Here is a 16,074-nt window from a genome sequence, read left to right as displayed (position 1 = left end):
AAGATGAACGACAGTCCCAACCCGATCCAGGTGCAGAAGTTCCTGGGCGGAGTCGACTACCCGGCCTCGAAAGACACGATCGTGTCGAAGGCCGAGCAGGAAGGCGCCGACGACAACGTGCTCGACGCGCTGCGTGGCATCCCGGACCGCGAGTACGACGGCCCGACCGCCGTCAGCGAGGCTGTGGCCGGCTGAGGCCTCGTCCCCGATCAGTTGTACCCGCGCTTCAGCAGCATGCCTGCGGCCTTGTCGAAGTCGGCATCGCTCGGAACCTCGAAGCCCAGCGCATCCGCATAGCGCGTGATCGCGTTGAACAGCGCGGCGACGGCGGAGGCGTCGGCGAGCTGGGATGCCGTGACCCCGGCGGAGAGCGCGGCTTCGGCGTCGGCCTTGCTCAGTTCCGCCGGTCGCATGCTCAGCTTCTCCAGGAATGCGAGCGTTGCGCGAAGGGGTTCCGAGATCGGTGCCGTGCGGTACTCGGCGAGGCAGGCATCCACGATCTTCGCATCGGCGCTGCCTCGCCGGGCCGTCGCGGTGTGCGCGCCGCCGCAGAAGGCACCGGAGTTCCACCTCGCGACCATCGCGGCCATGAGCTCCCGCTCGCCGACCGTCCACTCGCTCGGGCCTCGCATGGCACGCTGCGTCCACGCGCCGAACACCGGTCCGACGAACTTCTTGTCGTAGAACGCGACGCGTGCGGCATCCGGCAACCGCATGCCCGACATCGCGGAGATGAGACGGATCAGTGTTTTCGCCCGGATCGTGTCTCCGTGCTCAACCTCAGGCAGTCGCATCGCCGGACTCCCCCAGCGCTTGCCTGATCACCGCGGATGCCGCCTCCCAGCGCTGCAGCCCGGCTCCGATGCTTGCGGCCATGATGAGTTCGAATGCCGCCTTGTCGCTGCCCGCGGCTTTGCGCACGGCCTCGACCTGGGCATCCGTCACCTCGTACGACGCGGTCGCGATCTGGGTCACGACGGTGTCGTACGGGTCGGGGACGGGCTCGCCTTCGCCGGCAGCAGCGCGCGACGCTGCGGCTGACCTCAGCGCCGCGTCGCTCACGCCGCCATCGCCGTGGACCGCCGCCCGCACGTCTGCAGCGTAGCGTTCGTGCTCGTCAAGGCTGCCTGTGTTCATGCGATCGCCGCTCATCCGATCACCGTTCATACGATCACCGCCTCCCGACATTCCACGCCGACGCCTGTCCGCACGCAAGGGCACCGCGGCGATCGTCCTTCAGCCGTGGTGGTGCGCGTGCTCCTCGCCGGTGTGGTCGGCCGCCTCCGGGGATCCGCCCATCATGCGCAGCATGCCGCCGCCACCGGTGCGGAAGAACACGACCAGCAGCACAGCGGCGAGCGCGAGGAAGACGATGTTGAGCCAGGTCGTGTAGTTCCAGGTGATCCCGGTGTCGGCGATCGACAGGTTGCGCTCGTCGGGCACGAGCCCGAGCGGGCCGAAGATCAGCTCGACGAGATAGCCGGCTACCGCCATCGCTCCGTAGAAGATGAGGCTGATGCGGATGGCCGCCTTCCAGCCGTAGTACTTCCGATAGATGACGATGATCGGAATGATGATCAGGTCGGCGAACAAGAAGCTGACGACGCCGCCGAAGCTGATGCCTCCGTTCCAGAGCACCGCAGCCAACGGCACGTTGCCCACCGAGCACACGAAGCTGATCACCGCGAGCAGCGGGCCGATGAGCGGGCCGAGGATGAACGCCGCGACCGGGTCATGCGTGAAGAACACCGCTTGCAACCAGGACTGCGGCACCCAGGCTGCGAACGCGCCAGCGATCACCAGTCCGAGAACGATGTCGCGCAGCACAGCTGCCCAATCCATCACGAAGTAGTGCGACACGGCCACGATGCCCGGCCGCGAGAACAGCCTCGCCCAGAAGCCGGCGTCACCCTGCACGGACATGTCCATGGCCGCGTGGCCCTCCATCGACCCGGCCAGGCCTTGGTCTGCTTGCCGGCGGGCGGCCTCAACGATGCGGCCGCGCATCCAGAGCCGGAATCCGAGCGCGACGAGCACGATCATGATCGGCCCGCCCACGAACTCGGCAGCCGTGAACTGCCATCCCATGAGGAACCACAGCACGAGCCCCAGTTCGAGCACGAGGTTCGTGGATGCGATCTCGAACGCCATCGCGGCGGCGAAGTTCGCACCCTTTCGGAACAGCGCCCTCGCCAGTGCGACGGCGGCATAGGAGCACGAGGATGACGCGGCCCCGAACAACGAGGAGATCGCGATCGACCTCGGCGAGTCGTCGCTCATCAGTCTGGTGATGCGCTCCTTGCGCACGACCGCCTGGATCACACCCGAAAGCGTGAACCCCAGAATGAGCGGCCACAGGATCTGCCAGCCCATCGCCCCGGCCATCGCCAGCGCGTGTCCCACTGCTTCGAAGATGTTCAACGGTCACCCTCCGCGTCACGTTCGTTCGGTCGCCGACCAGCGACGGTACCAGCTTTACCCCGATACCCCAAGGGGGTATTGAAGAAGCGCACGTGCGGCTCCCGAAGTCCCCGAACTTTGCCCTGCCCGTTCATTTGCCTTTTAATCTGCGTATGGATGCAGATAAGCCGATATGCGGTCGCGAACCCGACAGTCAGTATGTCGAGCTGGCCGTCGAGGTGTTCTCGATGCTGGCCGACGCGACCAGGGTGCGGATCATCCTGGCCCTGCGAGACGTCGAAGAGCTGTCCGTGAACCACCTCGCCGACATCCTCGACAAACCGCCGTCGGCGGTCTCGCAGCACCTGGCGAAGCTACGGCTCGCGCGCATCGTCGCGACAAGGCAGCACGGACAACGCGTGTTCTACCGTCTCGAGAACGAGCACGCGAAGCAGCTGGTCTCCGACGCCATCTTCCAGGCCGAACACTCGCTCGGCGGCGTACCACGGCACCACCACGCCCAGAACGGCGAGAGCGCATGACGCATCCGGATGTGCACGACCGCTCGCACGACCACGAGCATCCGCACGACCACGACCATCCGCATCACCACGACCGCCCGCACAGACACGACCACGACGACCACGACCACTCGCACTCGCACCCGCACCCGCACGGGGGCATCCGGGGATTCCTCTACGACATGTTCGTGCCGCACACGCACGACTCCGCAGATGCCATCGACGACGCGATGGAGGCCAACGCAGCCGGAGTTCGTGCGCTGAAGATCTCGATGTTCGTGCTGCTGGGCACGACCGTGCTGCAAGCGCTCGTGGTGGTCTTCACCGCGTCGGTAGCGTTGCTGGCCGACACGATCCACAACTTCGCGGATGCCCTGACCGCGGTGCCCCTCTGGATCGCGTTCGTCCTGGCGCGGCGCGCCGTCTCACGCCGCTATACGTACGGGTACGGGCGAGCGGAAGACCTCGCCGGCATGTTCATCGTCTTCGTCGTCGCCCTCTCCGCCGTGGTCGCCGGGTGGGAGGCGATCACCCGGTTCTTCCATCCGGTCGACATCCGGAACGCGTGGCTGTTGATCATCGCCGGGCTGATCGGCTTCGCAGGCAACGAGATCGTCGCCATCTACCGCATCCGTGTCGGCCGCAGCATCGGCTCCGCCGCGCTGATGGCCGACGGGGTGCACGCGCGCCTTGACGGATTCACCTCGCTGTCGGTCGTCGCCGGCGCGATCTTCGTACTGTTCGGGCTGCCGATCGCCGACCCGGTCATCGGTCTGCTGATCGCAATCTCGATCCTGATCCTGCTCTGGGGAACGGTGCGCAGCATCGGCCGACGGCTGATGGACGGCATCGAACCGGAACTTCTCGCCCGGGCCGAGCACGCACTGCAGCACGTAGAGGGTGTGGTGGATGTCGAACGCCTGCAACTGCGCTGGATCGGGCACCGCCTGCATGGCAACGCCGTCATCAGTAGCGGGGCAACGACGCTGGAGGACGCCGACAGCATCGCCCGCACAGCAGCCGATGCCCTCGTCGCTGCTCTCCCGAACCTCGACGAGGTGACGATCACACCCCGCCCGGCGAAGTGACGATCACCCCCGCCCGGCGAAGTGAACCTTCTTCGGCGTGCAACTTTAAGGGTGCGTCACGATTCCGACGTCATCCGGATTGGCCCGTGAGTCTTGCCCAGTAGGCGGTGCCCGCTTCTGGTTTGAAATAGCTGATCGTGGTCCCGCCGCTGGAGTACGAACCGAAAGTGTTCGTGTGCGGGTCGTAGAGCCGTATGGTGCCGGCAAAGTCGCTGCGTTGCCAGAGGCGACGGTTCTGGAAGAACTGCCGTGCGAGCGAATCGTAAGCCGCGGCCGAGACGGCGTTGAAGTCTGCACCGTCGCGTTTGAAATGCTCGTTCAGCGCTGCCTGAGACGCGAACCCGCGTGATGCAATGAACGTTGGCGTCCCTACGACGATGTTGTTCGAGCCGATCGCCCATGGAACAAATGCGCTTAATGACCCGGTGTGGGTGGCGATCAGCGCTGCCACCGCTGCTGCGCCGATCAGCAGCCCACCCCACTGGACGACGCGGCGCCATGGGCTTTGGCGCACGCCTTCCTCTGCGACCATGGTCGACTCCCGACTCGTGTGGCGCTGATCCCGTCCTGCACCGCGGAAAGCGTCGATCATCACGGTAGCGCCGATCGCGGGGACCGCATGCAAGGCACCGCACCGGTCCGGGCTTACCTGAGCGGGCCGAGCGCGCTCAGCCCACGGCGTCCACGCGGATGAGCGGCAACCCGGACTCCGGGTCGACGCGCTTGCGCAGCTGCTCCTCCGTTTCGGTGAGCACCACCTCGCAGGTGGGCCGGATGATGGCGTGACGCAGGTGGCCACCGAGGGCGTCTCCGCTCGATCTGGCGATGACGACATGCGCGTGCACCTCGGGCTTGCCGTCGTTCTCGGCCACGTCGCCGACGAGCGACACCAGCTCGACCTGCTCCTCGAGCTCGACGGACACCCGGTACTGCTTGGCCTCCCAGTCGAACCAGGCGAGCCGCACCGACGACAGGGCGCCGATGGCCGTGAAGCTCGCGCTCTCGATGCCCTGTTCGTTCACGAAGGCGCCGAGCCCGCCGAGGAGCTCGTCGCCGGTCTCGAAAATCACGGCGAACCGGCGCGGATCCTCACCCACCTGCTTGTACTGCATCACGACTTCCTTCCGGTCAGTGTCGCCATCGCCTGGTCCTGCACCCGGCGCGGCACGGTGTCGCGCTTGGTCCTGCGCGGCAGGTACCCGGCAGGCAGAGCGGATGCCAGCACCTCAGCAAGGTGCAGCGCTCGCGGTCCGCGCCCGCGCTCGTCCGCTCCGAGCTGATCCGCCTGCGTGCGGCAGCTGAACCCGTCGGCGATCACGCGGGTGCCGGCCGATGCCCGCCGTAGCGCGGGCAGCATCGCATGGTCGGCCACGGCGACCGAGACGGCGAGGTGCCCCTGCTCGAAGCCGAAGTTGCCGGCCAGGCCGCAGCATCCGTCCAGCTCCTCGAACTCGACGCCCGCTTCGCGCAGGATGCCCCGCTCCGCGTCGAAGCCGAGCACGGCGTGCTGATGACAGTGTTCCTGCACGATGGCGCGCCCTCCCACCTGCGGCGGTCGCCAGCCGTCGGTCGCCGCGAGGAGTTCGGCCAGCGTGACCGCCCGCTCCTTGAGCAGTTCGACGTTCGGATCGCCGGGAAGCAGCTCGGGTCCGTCCGAGCGGAACACCGCAAGGCAACTCGGCTCGAGCACGACGAGACGCTCGCCGTCCGTCAGCTCCGACGCCAACTGCGCGGCCGTGGCTTTCAGCATGGTGCTCGCCGACGAGAGCTGGCCGGTCGAGATGAGGGTGAGCCCGCAGCAGGAGCGCCGTGCAGGCACGCGAACGCGATAGCCGGCATCCGTGAGCACTGCCACCGCGGCCTCGAGCACGGACGGCTGGAAGTTGTCGCCGAACGTGTCGGCGAAGAGCACCACGTCGCCGTGCGGCGCCGGATCCTGCCGCGGCGGACGGCCGCGCTCGCGCTCGGCCTGCCGGTCGAGGAAGCGCGTGCGTACGAAACGCGGCGCCGGCCGCTGCGGCTCCAGGCCGGCGAGCCGTTTCACCACGGCTCCGATCACCGGCGCGTGCGACACGGCGTTCACCAGCGGCGGGGCAAGGTGGGCTACGCGTGCCCAGACGGTCAGCCATCCCATCGAGTAGTGGCCGAGCGGCCGAAGCCTGCGCTGGTAGTAGTGCGAGAGGAACTCGGCCTTGTACGTGGCCATGTCGACGTCGACCGGGCAGTCACTCTTGCATCCCTTGCACGAAAGGCAGAGATCGAGCGCGTCCTTCACCTCAGGGGAGCGCCAGCCCTTGTCGATGGGCGTGTCCCTGTTGGTGCGGTACGTGCCCTCGATCATCTCGAACAGCAGCCGAGCTCGGCCGCGCGTGGAGTGTTCCTCCTCCCCCGTCGCTCGGTACGAAGGGCACATCACGCCGTCGCCGTGTCCGCGGCAGTTGCCGACGCCCACGCAGCGCAGGGCGGCCGCGGAGAACCGGCCGTCGTCGTCCGGGTAGGAGAAGTGCAGTTGAACCGTCTGCTTGGGCCCGTACCCATCACCAAGCCGCAGCCCCTCGGTGCGCGGCTGCGGGTCGACCATCTTTCCCGGGTTCATGCGGCCGCGTGGGTCGAAGAGACTCTTCACCCGCTGGAACGCCTCGACCACGCGGTCGCCGTACAACATGGGCAGCAGATCGGCCCGCGCCTGGCCGTCGCCGTGCTCACCGGAGAACGAGCCGCCGAAGCGCACGACGAGCTGCGCGGCGTCATACGTGAACCGGCGGAATTCGTCGACACCCGCCTCTCCCTGGTCGAACGGGAACGGGATGCGCATGTGCAGGCATCCGTGTCCGAAATGCCCGTAGCGCGCGACGGGCGCGTACCCGTACCGGTCGAGCAGTGCGCGCAGCTCCCTCAGGTAGTCGCCGAACCGCTCGGGCGGCACGGCCGAGTCCTCCCACCCGGCCCACATGTCGGGCAGCCCGGGCACGTTGGTGGCCGCTCCGAGCCCGGCCTCGCGAACGCGGCGGATGCCGTCTTGCTGCGCCTCATCATCGAACCTGCGCACGTCCGGGCGGATGCGCCCCGTGGTGAGCGTCTCGATCATCGCCGCGGCCGTCGCATCCGCCTCGTCCTTCGTGTCGCCAGGAACCTCCACGATCAGGAAGCCGTCGCCATCGGGCAGCAGGTCGAGCGCGTCGAGGTTCTTCCCCTTCGTGCGCTGGAACCCGACAAGCGTCCCGTCGATACCCTCCACGGCGATCGGGTCGAACCGCGCGGCCGCGGGAGCGGCATCCGCCGCGTCCTCGATGGTGGGGTAACCGAGCACCACGAACGTGCGCGCCTTCGGCACCTCGACAAGGTCGAGCTCCGCGCGCAGCACCGTGACCAGCGTGGACTCGCTTCCCACGAGCAGCGACGGCACATCGAACCCGTTCTCTGGCAGCAGCGCGTCGAGGTTGAACCCCGAAACTCGCCTCGGGATGCGCGGAAACCGTCGCCGCACGTCCTCGCCGTACTCCGCGGCTATGGCACGCATCCCCTCGTACAGTCGCCCCTTTGCGCCGCCTTCGGCGATCACCCGCTCGACGTCGTCGTCGCGTCGCACCCACATGCGCTCGCCGTCGTAGGTGAGGATCTCCAGTGCCCGCACGTTGTCGGCCGTCTTGCCGTACTTCTGCGCCGACGAACCGCACGAGTTGTTGCCGATCATGCCGCCGAGAGTGCAGTGCGAGTGCGTGGCAGGCTTGGGGCCGAACATGAGGCCGAGCGACGCCACCTGGCGGTTGAGCTCGTCGAGCACGATTCCGGTCTCGACGACCGCGGTTCTGGATGCCCGCCCCACCTCGATCAGTCGGTCGCAGTGCTTCGACCAGTCGATCACAACGCCCTCGTTGCACGCCTGCCCGGCCAGACTCGTGCCGCCTCCGCGGCTGAGCACGGGCACGTCGAACCGCGAGCATGCCCGCACGGCGTCGGCACCGGCATCCACAGTGCGCGGAAGCACGACGCCGATGGGCACGTGCTTGTAGTTCGAGGCATCCGTCGAGTACGCGGCACGGGTGCCGTCGTCGAAACGAACCTCGGCATCCACGCCCTCGAGTTCACGAAGCAGACCGCGGACATCGTGCCCGCCGTTGGTGATCGTCATGCGCCTCCTCACGCAGTGCGTATACGACCGAGCTTCACCCCTTGCGCCCCTGCGTCGCTACTCCCTCGACGAAGAACCGCTGGCCGAACGCGAACAGGATGAGCATCGGGATCGTCACGAGCAAGCTCGCGACCATCACGTACTGATAGTCACCGTGGCCGCCGTTCGTCGGGCTGAACACGGTCATGGCGTACGAGATGCCGAGCGGCACCGTGAACCCCGACGGGCTGCCGCCGTTCAGATAGATGAGCGAGCCCTGCAGGTTGTTCCAGCTGGCCTGGAACTCGAACAGGAACACGATGATGAACGACGGGAGCGACAACGGCACGGCGATGCGCCGGAAGAGCCCCCAGTAGCTCGCACCGTCGATGCGGGCGGCCTCGAAGAGTTCGCGCGGCAGGCCGAGGAAGAACTGGCGCTGTAGGAAGATGTAGAACGCCGAGCCGAACAGGTTGGCACCGAACAGCGGAATCCAGGTACCCACGAGCCCGAGGCTTCGCCAGATGAGGTACTGCGGCACCATCGTCACGGCGGTCGGCAGCATCATGGTGGCGAGCACGATGGCGAACAGCACGCCGCGGCCCGGGAATCGAAAGTACGCGAACCCGAACGCCACGACTGAGCTCGAGATCGCCGCGAACCCGGCGGCGAGCAGCGCGATCACGATGCTGATCCCCATCCACGACAGAAGGGGCAGCTGCCCCCACACCTCCGCATAGTTCTGCGGGCTGAAGGTCGCGGGGATGAGGGAGTTGTCGAACACCTCGTCTCGGGGCTTCAGGCTCGCGGCGAGCAGCCACGCGAACGGGTACAGAAACAAGCAGGTGAAGCCGATGAGGAGGATCCACAGCACGATCTTGCCGATGAGCCTGCCAACGCTCACGTGCCCCTTCGTGAAGACCGGGCTCGTCGAAATGGTGTTCGCCCGTCGCTTCCGAGAAGGCTCGAGAGCGGATGCCGTCACCGCGGTCTGGGCGACCTGCTCCACAGCCATCAGCGGTCTCCCTCGTAGTAGACGAATCTGTTGCTGATCTTCACCTGCACGAGCGTGATCGCCATGATGATCAGGAACAGCAACCAAGCCATCGCCGACGCGAATCCGAAGTCGAACTGCCTGAACGCCTGCTGGAACAGGTACACGGCGTAGAACAGCGAAGAGCTCGGCGAGGCGTTCGTCTGGTCGCGCCAGAACAACAGGTAGGCCTGGTCGAACACCTGGAACGCGGCGATCGTCAGCACCACCACGTTGAAGAAGATGGCTCCAGAGATCATCGGAACCGTGATGGTGAAGAACTGCCGGACAGGACCGGCGCCATCGAGCGAGGCGACCTCGTACAGGTCGCGCGGCACGTTGTTGAGCGCGGCCAGGAAGATCACCATGGTGCCGCTCACACCCCACAACGTCATGATGACGATCGACGGGATGACCCAGTGCGGGTCGACGAGCCACTGCGGACCGCGGATGCCGAATGCCCCGAGCAACTGGTTGATGGCACCCGTGTTGCCGTTCAGCAGCAGCAGGAACACGGATGCCGTCGCCACGATGGGCGTCATCTTCGGCAAATAGAAGACGGTGCGGAAGAACGCCGACCCTCTTCCCACCTTGCTGAGGATCAACGCGAGCCCTAGGGCGAACAGGATCTCCAGCGGCACGGCGAGCACCGCGTAGTAGAGCGTGTTGCCGAGCGACAGCGCGATCTTCGGATCCTGAAACAGTTCCTGGTAATTCTCGATGCCCGCCGGTGTGGTCGCGCCCGTCGCGAGGTTGTAGTTCGTGAACGAGATCACCAGGCTGTAGATCATCGAGCCGGCGGTGAAGACCAGGAAGCCGACGATCCAGGGGCTGATGAAGAGGAGTCCGGCCACCGCTTCACGGCGCCGGAGCCTCGAGCGGCGCTTGGTGGGAGCATCCGCGCCGCGAGGATGGCGCGTCGAGGAGCGCCGGGGGTGCGCGGTGACCGGGCGCGCTGCCTGCACGCCGGACATCACTTGCTCGGTGACGAGTTCTTGACCGCCTGCCGGTAAGCGGTCATCGCGGCGGTCTGGGCATCCTTCAGGGCGGCCGCCGGTGACTTCGACCCGAGCAGCGCCGACTGCAGCGCGTTCTGGAGCTCGGTCTGGATCTGCTGGCCCGCCGGTGAGGTGCCGATGGACTTGCCGTTTCCGACCACGTCGTAGTAGGTCGAGATGGCCTTGTCGAAGCCGCTGTCGCCGCTGGACTTCACGTAGGTCTGCCGCACGTACTTGTCAGCGGCCGGGGATCCCGTGAAGAGGCCGGTGTTGACGGCTCCCGGCGTCTTCTTGAGAGTGTCGGCGCGTGCAGCTGCTGCAGCCTTCCACGCACCCATGCTGTCGAGCGAGAGGGCCCACGCGCACGCGGCGTCCTTGTTCTTGGCACCAGCCGGAATCACGAACGCGGTGCCGCTGCTGACGGTGAACGGCTTGCCGTCCGAGTCGTAGAACGGAACGGCGCTGATCTGCACCTCCTTCATGTACGGCGTGAGCACGTTGACGTACCACTGGTTGTCGACCTGGGCTCCGACCTGGTCGGTCACGAACTGGTTCTTCTTGCCGAACGTGTCGAACGTGTCGCTGAAACTCTTGTCTGCCGCGTAGCCGCCCTGGGCGTCGTAGATCTGCTTGAGCACCTGCAGGCCCTTGACGTTCTTCGGGTCATCGAGGGTCGGCTTTCCCGAACTGTCGATGATCTGCCCGCCGTAGCCGAGAATCCACAGCCCCGGTTGACCGGATGCCACCGGGTCGAATCCCATCGTGACCGGCTTGCCGCCATTGGCGACGTACATCTTCTTGATGGCGGCCACGAGCTGATCGGGTTTCGACGTGTCGATCGCTTCCGCCTTCACGCCCGCCTTGTCCATCACACGCGTATTCAGGAGGATCGCGGGCGGCTGGTAGAACTGCGGAACGGCCCAGATGTGGCCGTTGTAGCTGACGTCGTCTTTCACCGACGGATAGAACGTGCTCGCAGGCGACACGTCGTGCACGCTGTAGCACTTGTCCAGCGGTGTGATGAGTCCTTGTGCGGCATAGGTGGCGACGAACTGGGCGTCCATCTGAACCACGTCGGGAACATTGCCGCTTGCCACTCGAGTCGTGAACTTCTGCGCGTCGAAGGTCGTCTGGTCGAGGCCGATGGTGACGCCGTGCAGATGGCTCTTCGCGTAGGCCAACCTGGCCTTGCCGACATCGTCGGCGTTGTCGAAGGCCCACGCCTTGAGCGTTCCCGATGAGTTCTTCGTGAACGAGTCGGAACCACTGGACGATCCGGAACTGCATCCGGCGAGCAGGCCTGCTGTGACCAATGCGATCGATGCGGCAGCGAGCAAGCGGTGACGGGCGGTCATGGCTGCACTCCTTGGTGTCGTTTGGCACCGTGGATCGCACGGTGCCGTCGGCGGTGCCTCGCCGCCGACGCTTTCAAGCAAACGGCGCCTCCGGCGCACAGTGCAGGGGTTGTCAGTAGAAGCGCTTTGTGCGTATGCACGCCGATCCCGCCGTCACTCAACGGCCGGTTCGACACCCCGAACCCGAGACCTCCATGCCCGGGAAATGCGGCCGAAAGGAGGATGTCAGGCCGCCCGACCCCGACATCCCCCGGCCTCAGCTGCTACACCGCCGCGGAGACGGTGCGCAGCTTGCCATACAGCTCCTCACTGGTGTGCTGCTCCTCCTCGAGGTTCTGGGTCAGCAGTTGAACCACCTGCTGCAGCCCTAGTGCATCGGCCAGGCAGATGAGCGACTGGTAGGCAGCGATCTCGGTGTGCTCGGTCTCAAGCGCGGCCGACAGCGCGACGGCGTCGAGCAGCGACTCGTCCGACTTGCGGATGAGCGACGTGCCCTCCCTCGCGAGGCCCTTCGTCGTCGGCGACGGTTCCTCGGCCGCTGGGATCTGCAGCTCCTGGCAGACCTGGTCGAGGTTCTTCATCTGATGGCGCGTCTCATCGGCGTGGTGGCGGAACATCTGCTTGATGTCCTCGCTCCGCGCTGCCTCCTCGAGTTCGCCCAGCATGGTGAGCGAATCCTGCTCCATCGAGACCGCCGATCCGACGCGGTATTCGAGAAGCTGGCGAGGATTGTCGAAGTGTTCGAACATGCGCGATCTTCCTTTCGTCGATTGCGTGCTGCACCAGCCCACGACATGACGAACATCCTCATAAGGGGTTGCCAAACGGGTGGGGAGAAGTCCGTAATAGTGATCGTTTCCCGGGGAAACCAACGGGTCTGCCGAGCAGGTCCAGCGCGGGAAAATGCCCTTCGCAGCTCCGATCGCTTTGTCAAGGGGATGCCCCCAAACGGGTGACCGTTGCCAACTGCTCCCGCGATTGCGTTTCCTAGTAGAAGACCGCAGGTGACGGCTCGTAAGGAACGGGGCAGACATGGGAACACTGATTTATGGACCACAGGATGTGGAGTTCGACGATCGTCTCCTGACCCACCTCGAGATCGTGATCGTGAACAAGTTCCGTCGCAGGGAGTCGTTCCTCATGTCATGGCTCGACGACCTCTCCGTTGGCAGTGGCAGGTCATCGATGTGGATGTCCGCCGAAGTGCCCGTGTATTTCAAGTACCTCGGGTCGAGGGTGCCCGCCATCAACCGCGACTGGTTGCGGCTCCTCGAGTCGGAGGCGAACGGGCCCCGCGGACTCGTCGTGCTCGACGAAGACGGATCGCCCGCGCACGCCGGCCGCGCGGGGCAGCAGCGCCCTGATCGCGACGCGCATCCGGTGCGCAAGATCGCCTGACACCGCGGTTCGGCCGCCACCGCAGTTCGGCGGGCAGTGAGCAGCGTCTGGATGCGAGGCGCTGCTCAAGCGTCGCTGCTCCACGATTCCGTGAGATGCTCCTCGCCTCGGCCGGTCAGTTGCAGACCGAGTCCAGGGCGCGACGTGTCGGGCACGAGGCATCCGTCGGTCAGGTCGGGCACGCCGTCGAAGAGCAACGACTCGATGATGGCGTGGTCGTGGAAGTACTCCACGTTCACCGCTGGCTTCACGGATGCCGTCAGCACGGCATGCAACGCGGGCGCGGTGTGCGCGCTCAGCGGCATGTTCCAGGCGATGCACTGTTCGGCAGCGTTGAGGAATCCGGTGACGCCGCCGCACCGCGTCGCGTCCGCCTGGAGCGTGTCCACGGCGCCGGCGGACAGCAGCAGATGAAAGTCAGCTGGCGTATATCCATATTCGCCCGCCGCGATCTGCATGCCGCCAGGCGCGCGATCGCGCAGCAGGCGCAACCCCTCGAGGTCGTCGCTCGAGACGGGCTCCTCGAACCAGGTGACCCTGGCCTCCGCCGAGAACCGTTCGGCCATGCCGAGCGCCTGCTTGCGGTCGTACGCGCCGTTCGCGTCTACGAACAGCTCGACCTCGTCGCCGATGGCGGCACGTGCTGCACGCACTCTCGCCGGGTCGGCGGCGGCATCCGTGCCGATCTTCATCTTCACGGCACGGATGCCCTGCTCGGCCCAGCCGCCCAGTTGGCCCCTGAGCTGGGCATGGTCGTAGCTCGTGAATCCGCCGCTGCCGTAGATCATGATGCGGTCGCGGCTGGCACCGAGCATGCCGAGCAGTGATACGTCGAGCAGTTTCGCCTTGAGGTCGTGAAGAGCCACGTCCATGGCCGAGATCGCGCTTGCGCAGACGCCGCGCCAGCCGATATTGCGCACGGCTCTGGCCATGCTCCAGAACAGCTGCGGGGTGTCGAGCGCGTCACCTCCCGTCACCACAGACGCCAGCACGTCTCGCACGAGGCCAAGCCCGACGGCCGAGGTGTAGGCGTAGCCCAGCCCGGTGCATCGTCCTGCGTCGATCTCGACGACGAGCACCGTGGTCGAGTCCCAGTTCGCCGTGCCGTCGGACTCGGGCATGGGATGCCCGTTGAGTGTCGTCGGAACCACGTAGACGCGGGCGCGCACCGCCCGCACCGCACTGTCGAGCGTCATCGCGGCGTCCTCACCGGTCTGCGTCGTTCTTGTCTCCGCCGATGTGCAGGGCGCCCTTGACGCGCTCGATGCCCTCGGTGGCGAGCGCCGTGGCGGAGTCGCGGATCACGTCGAGCTCGAACGGGTCGCCCTTCAAGAGCGACAGCCCGGTGTTCTTCGCGTACTCCTTCGTGATGTGCGGCGGCAGCGGCGGGATGCTGCGGCTCACGATCGCGTCGATCACGGTGACCCCGTCGTGGGCGAGCGCCGTCTCGATCGCCTGCGCGGCATCCTCGTCCTTCTCCACCCTGATGCCCTGGAACCCGAGCAGGCGTGCGTAGCCGGCGTAGTCGACGGACTCGACGTCTTGCGAGGTGCGCCACACCGGGTTGGCGTCTTCTGTGCGCATCTCCCACGACACCTGGCCGAGGTCGTCGTTGTGCATGATGAGCACGACGAACTGCTTGTTCGGGAACCTGCTCAGGTACTTCTTCATGGTGATGAGCTCGTTCATGCCGAGCATCTGGAACGCACCATCGCCGATCGTGCAGATGACGGGGCGGTCGGGGAACGCGAACTTCGCGGCCGTGGCGTAGGGCATCGCGGCGAGCATGGTGGCGAGTCGTCCGGAGAGATCTCCGCGCATGCCCCGCCTGAAGCGCAGGTGGTGGGCGTACCAGTCGGCCGTGGTGCCGGCATCCGCCGTCACGATTGCGCCGTCTGGCAGCCGCTTGTTCAGCTCGTAGTAGAAGCGGCGCGGGTTGGCGCCGTCTTCGTACCCGGCCATGGCCTCCGCTTCTTCCTCGCGCTCCCAGCCGCGCATCTCGTCTGCCACCTTGCGCTGCCAGGAGAGGTCTTCCTTGGGCTTCAACATCGGGATGAGCGCTTCGAGCGTCGCCTTCACGTCGCCCCAGAGGTTGAGTTCGGTGGGGTAGCGGATGCCCATCTGCTCCGGCTTCAGATCCACCTGGATGGCCCTGGCCGAGCCGGTCTCAGGCAGGAACTCCCCGTACGGATAGTTCGTGCCAAGCATGAGCAGGGTGTCGCACTCGTGCATCTGATGCAGGCTCGGCAGCGACCCGAGCAGACCAACCTGCTGCGTGTGGTGAGGGACGTCGCCAGGGATGACATCCTTTCCCCGCAGCGCCGTGATGATGCCAGCGCCGGTCAGCTCCGCCGCGCGAAGCACGAGATCGGTCGCTCCCTGCGCTCCGGCTCCGACGAGGAACGTGACCCGCTCGCCCGCGTTGAGGATGTCGGCAGCCTTCAGCAGCTCCGCTTCGGGTGGCCTGATCGCCGGGGATGCCGGCACCCGGCTCGCGCGTGCGACCCAGTGCTTCACGGGCGGCGCGACAGCCTTCATGGCCTGCACGTCGTGCGGCAGGATGACCACGGCCGGCTGCAGTCGGGCGATGGCGGTGCGGAACGCGGTGTCGAGCACCGCCTCTGCCTGTGCGGGGCTCACGATGGTCTGCACGTAACACGCGACGTCTTGGAACGTGCGCTCGAGGTTGCTCTCCTGCTGGGTGAACGTGCCGAGCGAGGCGAGCCCCTGCTGGCCGACGATCGCGACGACGGGCTGATTGTCCATCTGCGCGTCGTAGAGGCCGTTGAGCATGTGGAAGCCGCCGGGGCTCGACGTGGCGACGCACACGCCCACCTCACCCGTGAACTTGGCGTGCGCCGTCGCCATGAGGGCGCAGATCTCCTCGTGGGTCGGTCTGATGTAGTCGATGCCGCGGCCCTCGCGCTGGGCCTTGCCAAGGGCACCGTCGAAAGCACCGATGCCGTCGCCCGGGAACGCGAAAACCCGGGTAACACCCCAGTCCTTCAGTCGTTCGATCAGAACGTCGCTGACCGTCTCAGCCATGTGTCTCCTCCTTCGTCTTCACGCATCATCACGAGTTGAGTAGCGCCGGCGCAGCGACCCCACCGCGGGCTGAGTAGCGCCGCGCAGCGACACGTATCGAAACCCGCCGGGGCCCGGTTTCGATA

The 16,074-nt window shown here is 66.3% G+C and carries 16 protein-coding genes; 4 read left to right on the top strand and 12 right to left on the bottom strand.

Annotated elements, in window-relative coordinates; all coding sequences use genetic code 11:
* Nucleotides 1–3: 3 nt before the first annotated feature.
* On the top strand, nt 4–195 hold the full coding sequence (locus ACO2Q7_RS12225; RefSeq protein ID WP_423355871.1) for a DUF2795 domain-containing protein: 192 nt from the start codon (nt 4–6) through the stop codon (nt 193–195).
* A 14-nt stretch (nt 196–209) separates the two neighbouring features.
* On the opposite strand, the gene ACO2Q7_RS12220 is transcribed toward ACO2Q7_RS12225, so the two are convergent.
* From ACO2Q7_RS12220 to ACO2Q7_RS12210, 3 genes are all read right to left on the bottom strand, one after another.
* Nucleotides 210–794 carry a carboxymuconolactone decarboxylase family protein gene (locus ACO2Q7_RS12220; RefSeq protein WP_423355870.1) on the bottom strand — a complete coding sequence of 195 codons (585 nt, stop codon included), beginning with the start codon at nt 792–794 and terminating at the stop codon, nt 210–212.
* On the bottom strand, nt 781–1,152 hold the full coding sequence (locus ACO2Q7_RS12215; protein ID WP_423355869.1) for a hypothetical protein: 372 nt from the start codon (nt 1,150–1,152) through the stop codon (nt 781–783). The genes ACO2Q7_RS12220 and ACO2Q7_RS12215 overlap by 14 nt, the downstream gene beginning before the upstream one ends.
* 84 nt (nt 1,153–1,236) lie before the next feature.
* Nucleotides 1,237–2,421: a permease gene (locus ACO2Q7_RS12210; protein WP_423355868.1), complete on the bottom strand. Its 1,185-nt coding sequence runs from the start codon at nt 2,419–2,421 to the stop codon at nt 1,237–1,239.
* A gap of 152 nt (nt 2,422–2,573) precedes the next feature.
* Here ACO2Q7_RS12210 and ACO2Q7_RS12205 point away from each other — a divergent pair, with 152 nt between their 5' ends.
* Nucleotides 2,574–2,942, top strand: a complete 369-nt coding sequence (locus tag ACO2Q7_RS12205; protein ID WP_423355867.1) for an ArsR/SmtB family transcription factor — start codon at nt 2,574–2,576, stop codon at nt 2,940–2,942.
* Entirely contained in the window at nt 2,939–4,009 is a 1,071-nt protein-coding gene (locus tag ACO2Q7_RS12200) for a cation diffusion facilitator family transporter (protein WP_423355866.1), read from the top strand. The genes ACO2Q7_RS12205 and ACO2Q7_RS12200 overlap by 4 nt, the downstream gene beginning before the upstream one ends.
* 70 nt (nt 4,010–4,079) lie before the next feature.
* Here ACO2Q7_RS12200 and ACO2Q7_RS12195 read toward each other — a convergent pair whose 3' ends face one another.
* From ACO2Q7_RS12195 to ACO2Q7_RS12165, 7 genes are all read right to left on the bottom strand, one after another.
* Entirely contained in the window at nt 4,080–4,541 is a 462-nt protein-coding gene (locus tag ACO2Q7_RS12195) for a hypothetical protein (protein ID WP_423355865.1), read from the bottom strand.
* Between the two features lie 136 nt (nt 4,542–4,677).
* Nucleotides 4,678–5,121 carry a PPC domain-containing DNA-binding protein gene (locus tag ACO2Q7_RS12190; RefSeq protein ID WP_423355864.1) on the bottom strand — a complete coding sequence of 148 codons (444 nt, stop codon included), beginning with the start codon at nt 5,119–5,121 and terminating at the stop codon, nt 4,678–4,680.
* Nucleotides 5,121–8,141, bottom strand: coding sequence for an FAD-binding and (Fe-S)-binding domain-containing protein (locus ACO2Q7_RS12185; RefSeq protein ID WP_423355863.1), 3,021 nt, complete (start codon nt 8,139–8,141; stop codon nt 5,121–5,123). The genes ACO2Q7_RS12190 and ACO2Q7_RS12185 overlap by 1 nt, the downstream gene beginning before the upstream one ends.
* 34 nt (nt 8,142–8,175) lie before the next feature.
* Nucleotides 8,176–9,135 (bottom strand): carbohydrate ABC transporter permease, encoded by a 960-nt coding sequence (locus tag ACO2Q7_RS12180; protein WP_423355862.1) that lies wholly within the window; start codon nt 9,133–9,135, stop codon nt 8,176–8,178.
* Nucleotides 9,135–10,127, bottom strand: a complete 993-nt coding sequence (locus ACO2Q7_RS12175) for a carbohydrate ABC transporter permease (RefSeq protein WP_423355861.1) — start codon at nt 10,125–10,127, stop codon at nt 9,135–9,137. Before ACO2Q7_RS12175 ends, ACO2Q7_RS12180 begins: the two co-directional genes overlap by 1 nt.
* Nucleotides 10,127–11,506, bottom strand: coding sequence for an ABC transporter substrate-binding protein (locus ACO2Q7_RS12170; protein ID WP_423355860.1), 1,380 nt, complete (start codon nt 11,504–11,506; stop codon nt 10,127–10,129). The genes ACO2Q7_RS12175 and ACO2Q7_RS12170 overlap by 1 nt, the downstream gene beginning before the upstream one ends.
* 263 nt (nt 11,507–11,769) lie before the next feature.
* Nucleotides 11,770–12,255 (bottom strand): ferritin-like domain-containing protein, encoded by a 486-nt coding sequence (locus ACO2Q7_RS12165; protein ID WP_423355859.1) that lies wholly within the window; start codon nt 12,253–12,255, stop codon nt 11,770–11,772.
* Nucleotides 12,256–12,538: 283 nt separating this feature from the next.
* On the opposite strand from ACO2Q7_RS12165, the gene ACO2Q7_RS12160 reads away from it, so the two are divergent.
* The gene (locus tag ACO2Q7_RS12160; protein WP_423355858.1) at nt 12,539–12,904 is read left to right on the top strand and encodes an ATP-dependent DNA ligase; all 366 of its coding nucleotides are present in this window, start codon (nt 12,539–12,541) and stop codon (nt 12,902–12,904) included.
* Between the two features lie 65 nt (nt 12,905–12,969).
* Here ACO2Q7_RS12160 and ACO2Q7_RS12155 read toward each other — a convergent pair whose 3' ends face one another.
* Together ACO2Q7_RS12155 and ACO2Q7_RS12150 are read right to left on the bottom strand one after the other, a co-directional pair.
* Nucleotides 12,970–14,100: an enolase C-terminal domain-like protein gene (locus ACO2Q7_RS12155; protein ID WP_423355857.1), complete on the bottom strand. Its 1,131-nt coding sequence runs from the start codon at nt 14,098–14,100 to the stop codon at nt 12,970–12,972.
* 10 nt (nt 14,101–14,110) lie between these two features.
* Nucleotides 14,111–15,949, bottom strand: coding sequence for a thiamine pyrophosphate-requiring protein (locus tag ACO2Q7_RS12150; protein WP_423355856.1), 1,839 nt, complete (start codon nt 15,947–15,949; stop codon nt 14,111–14,113).
* Nucleotides 15,950–16,074 lie beyond the last annotated feature (125 nt).

The organism is Rathayibacter sp. KR2-224 (genome assembly GCF_049446075.1).
Classification (GTDB): domain Bacteria; phylum Actinomycetota; class Actinomycetes; order Actinomycetales; family Microbacteriaceae; genus Humibacter.
Note: the sequence above shows the minus strand (reverse complement) of the source record. Positions and strands in the feature narration are given on the sequence as shown.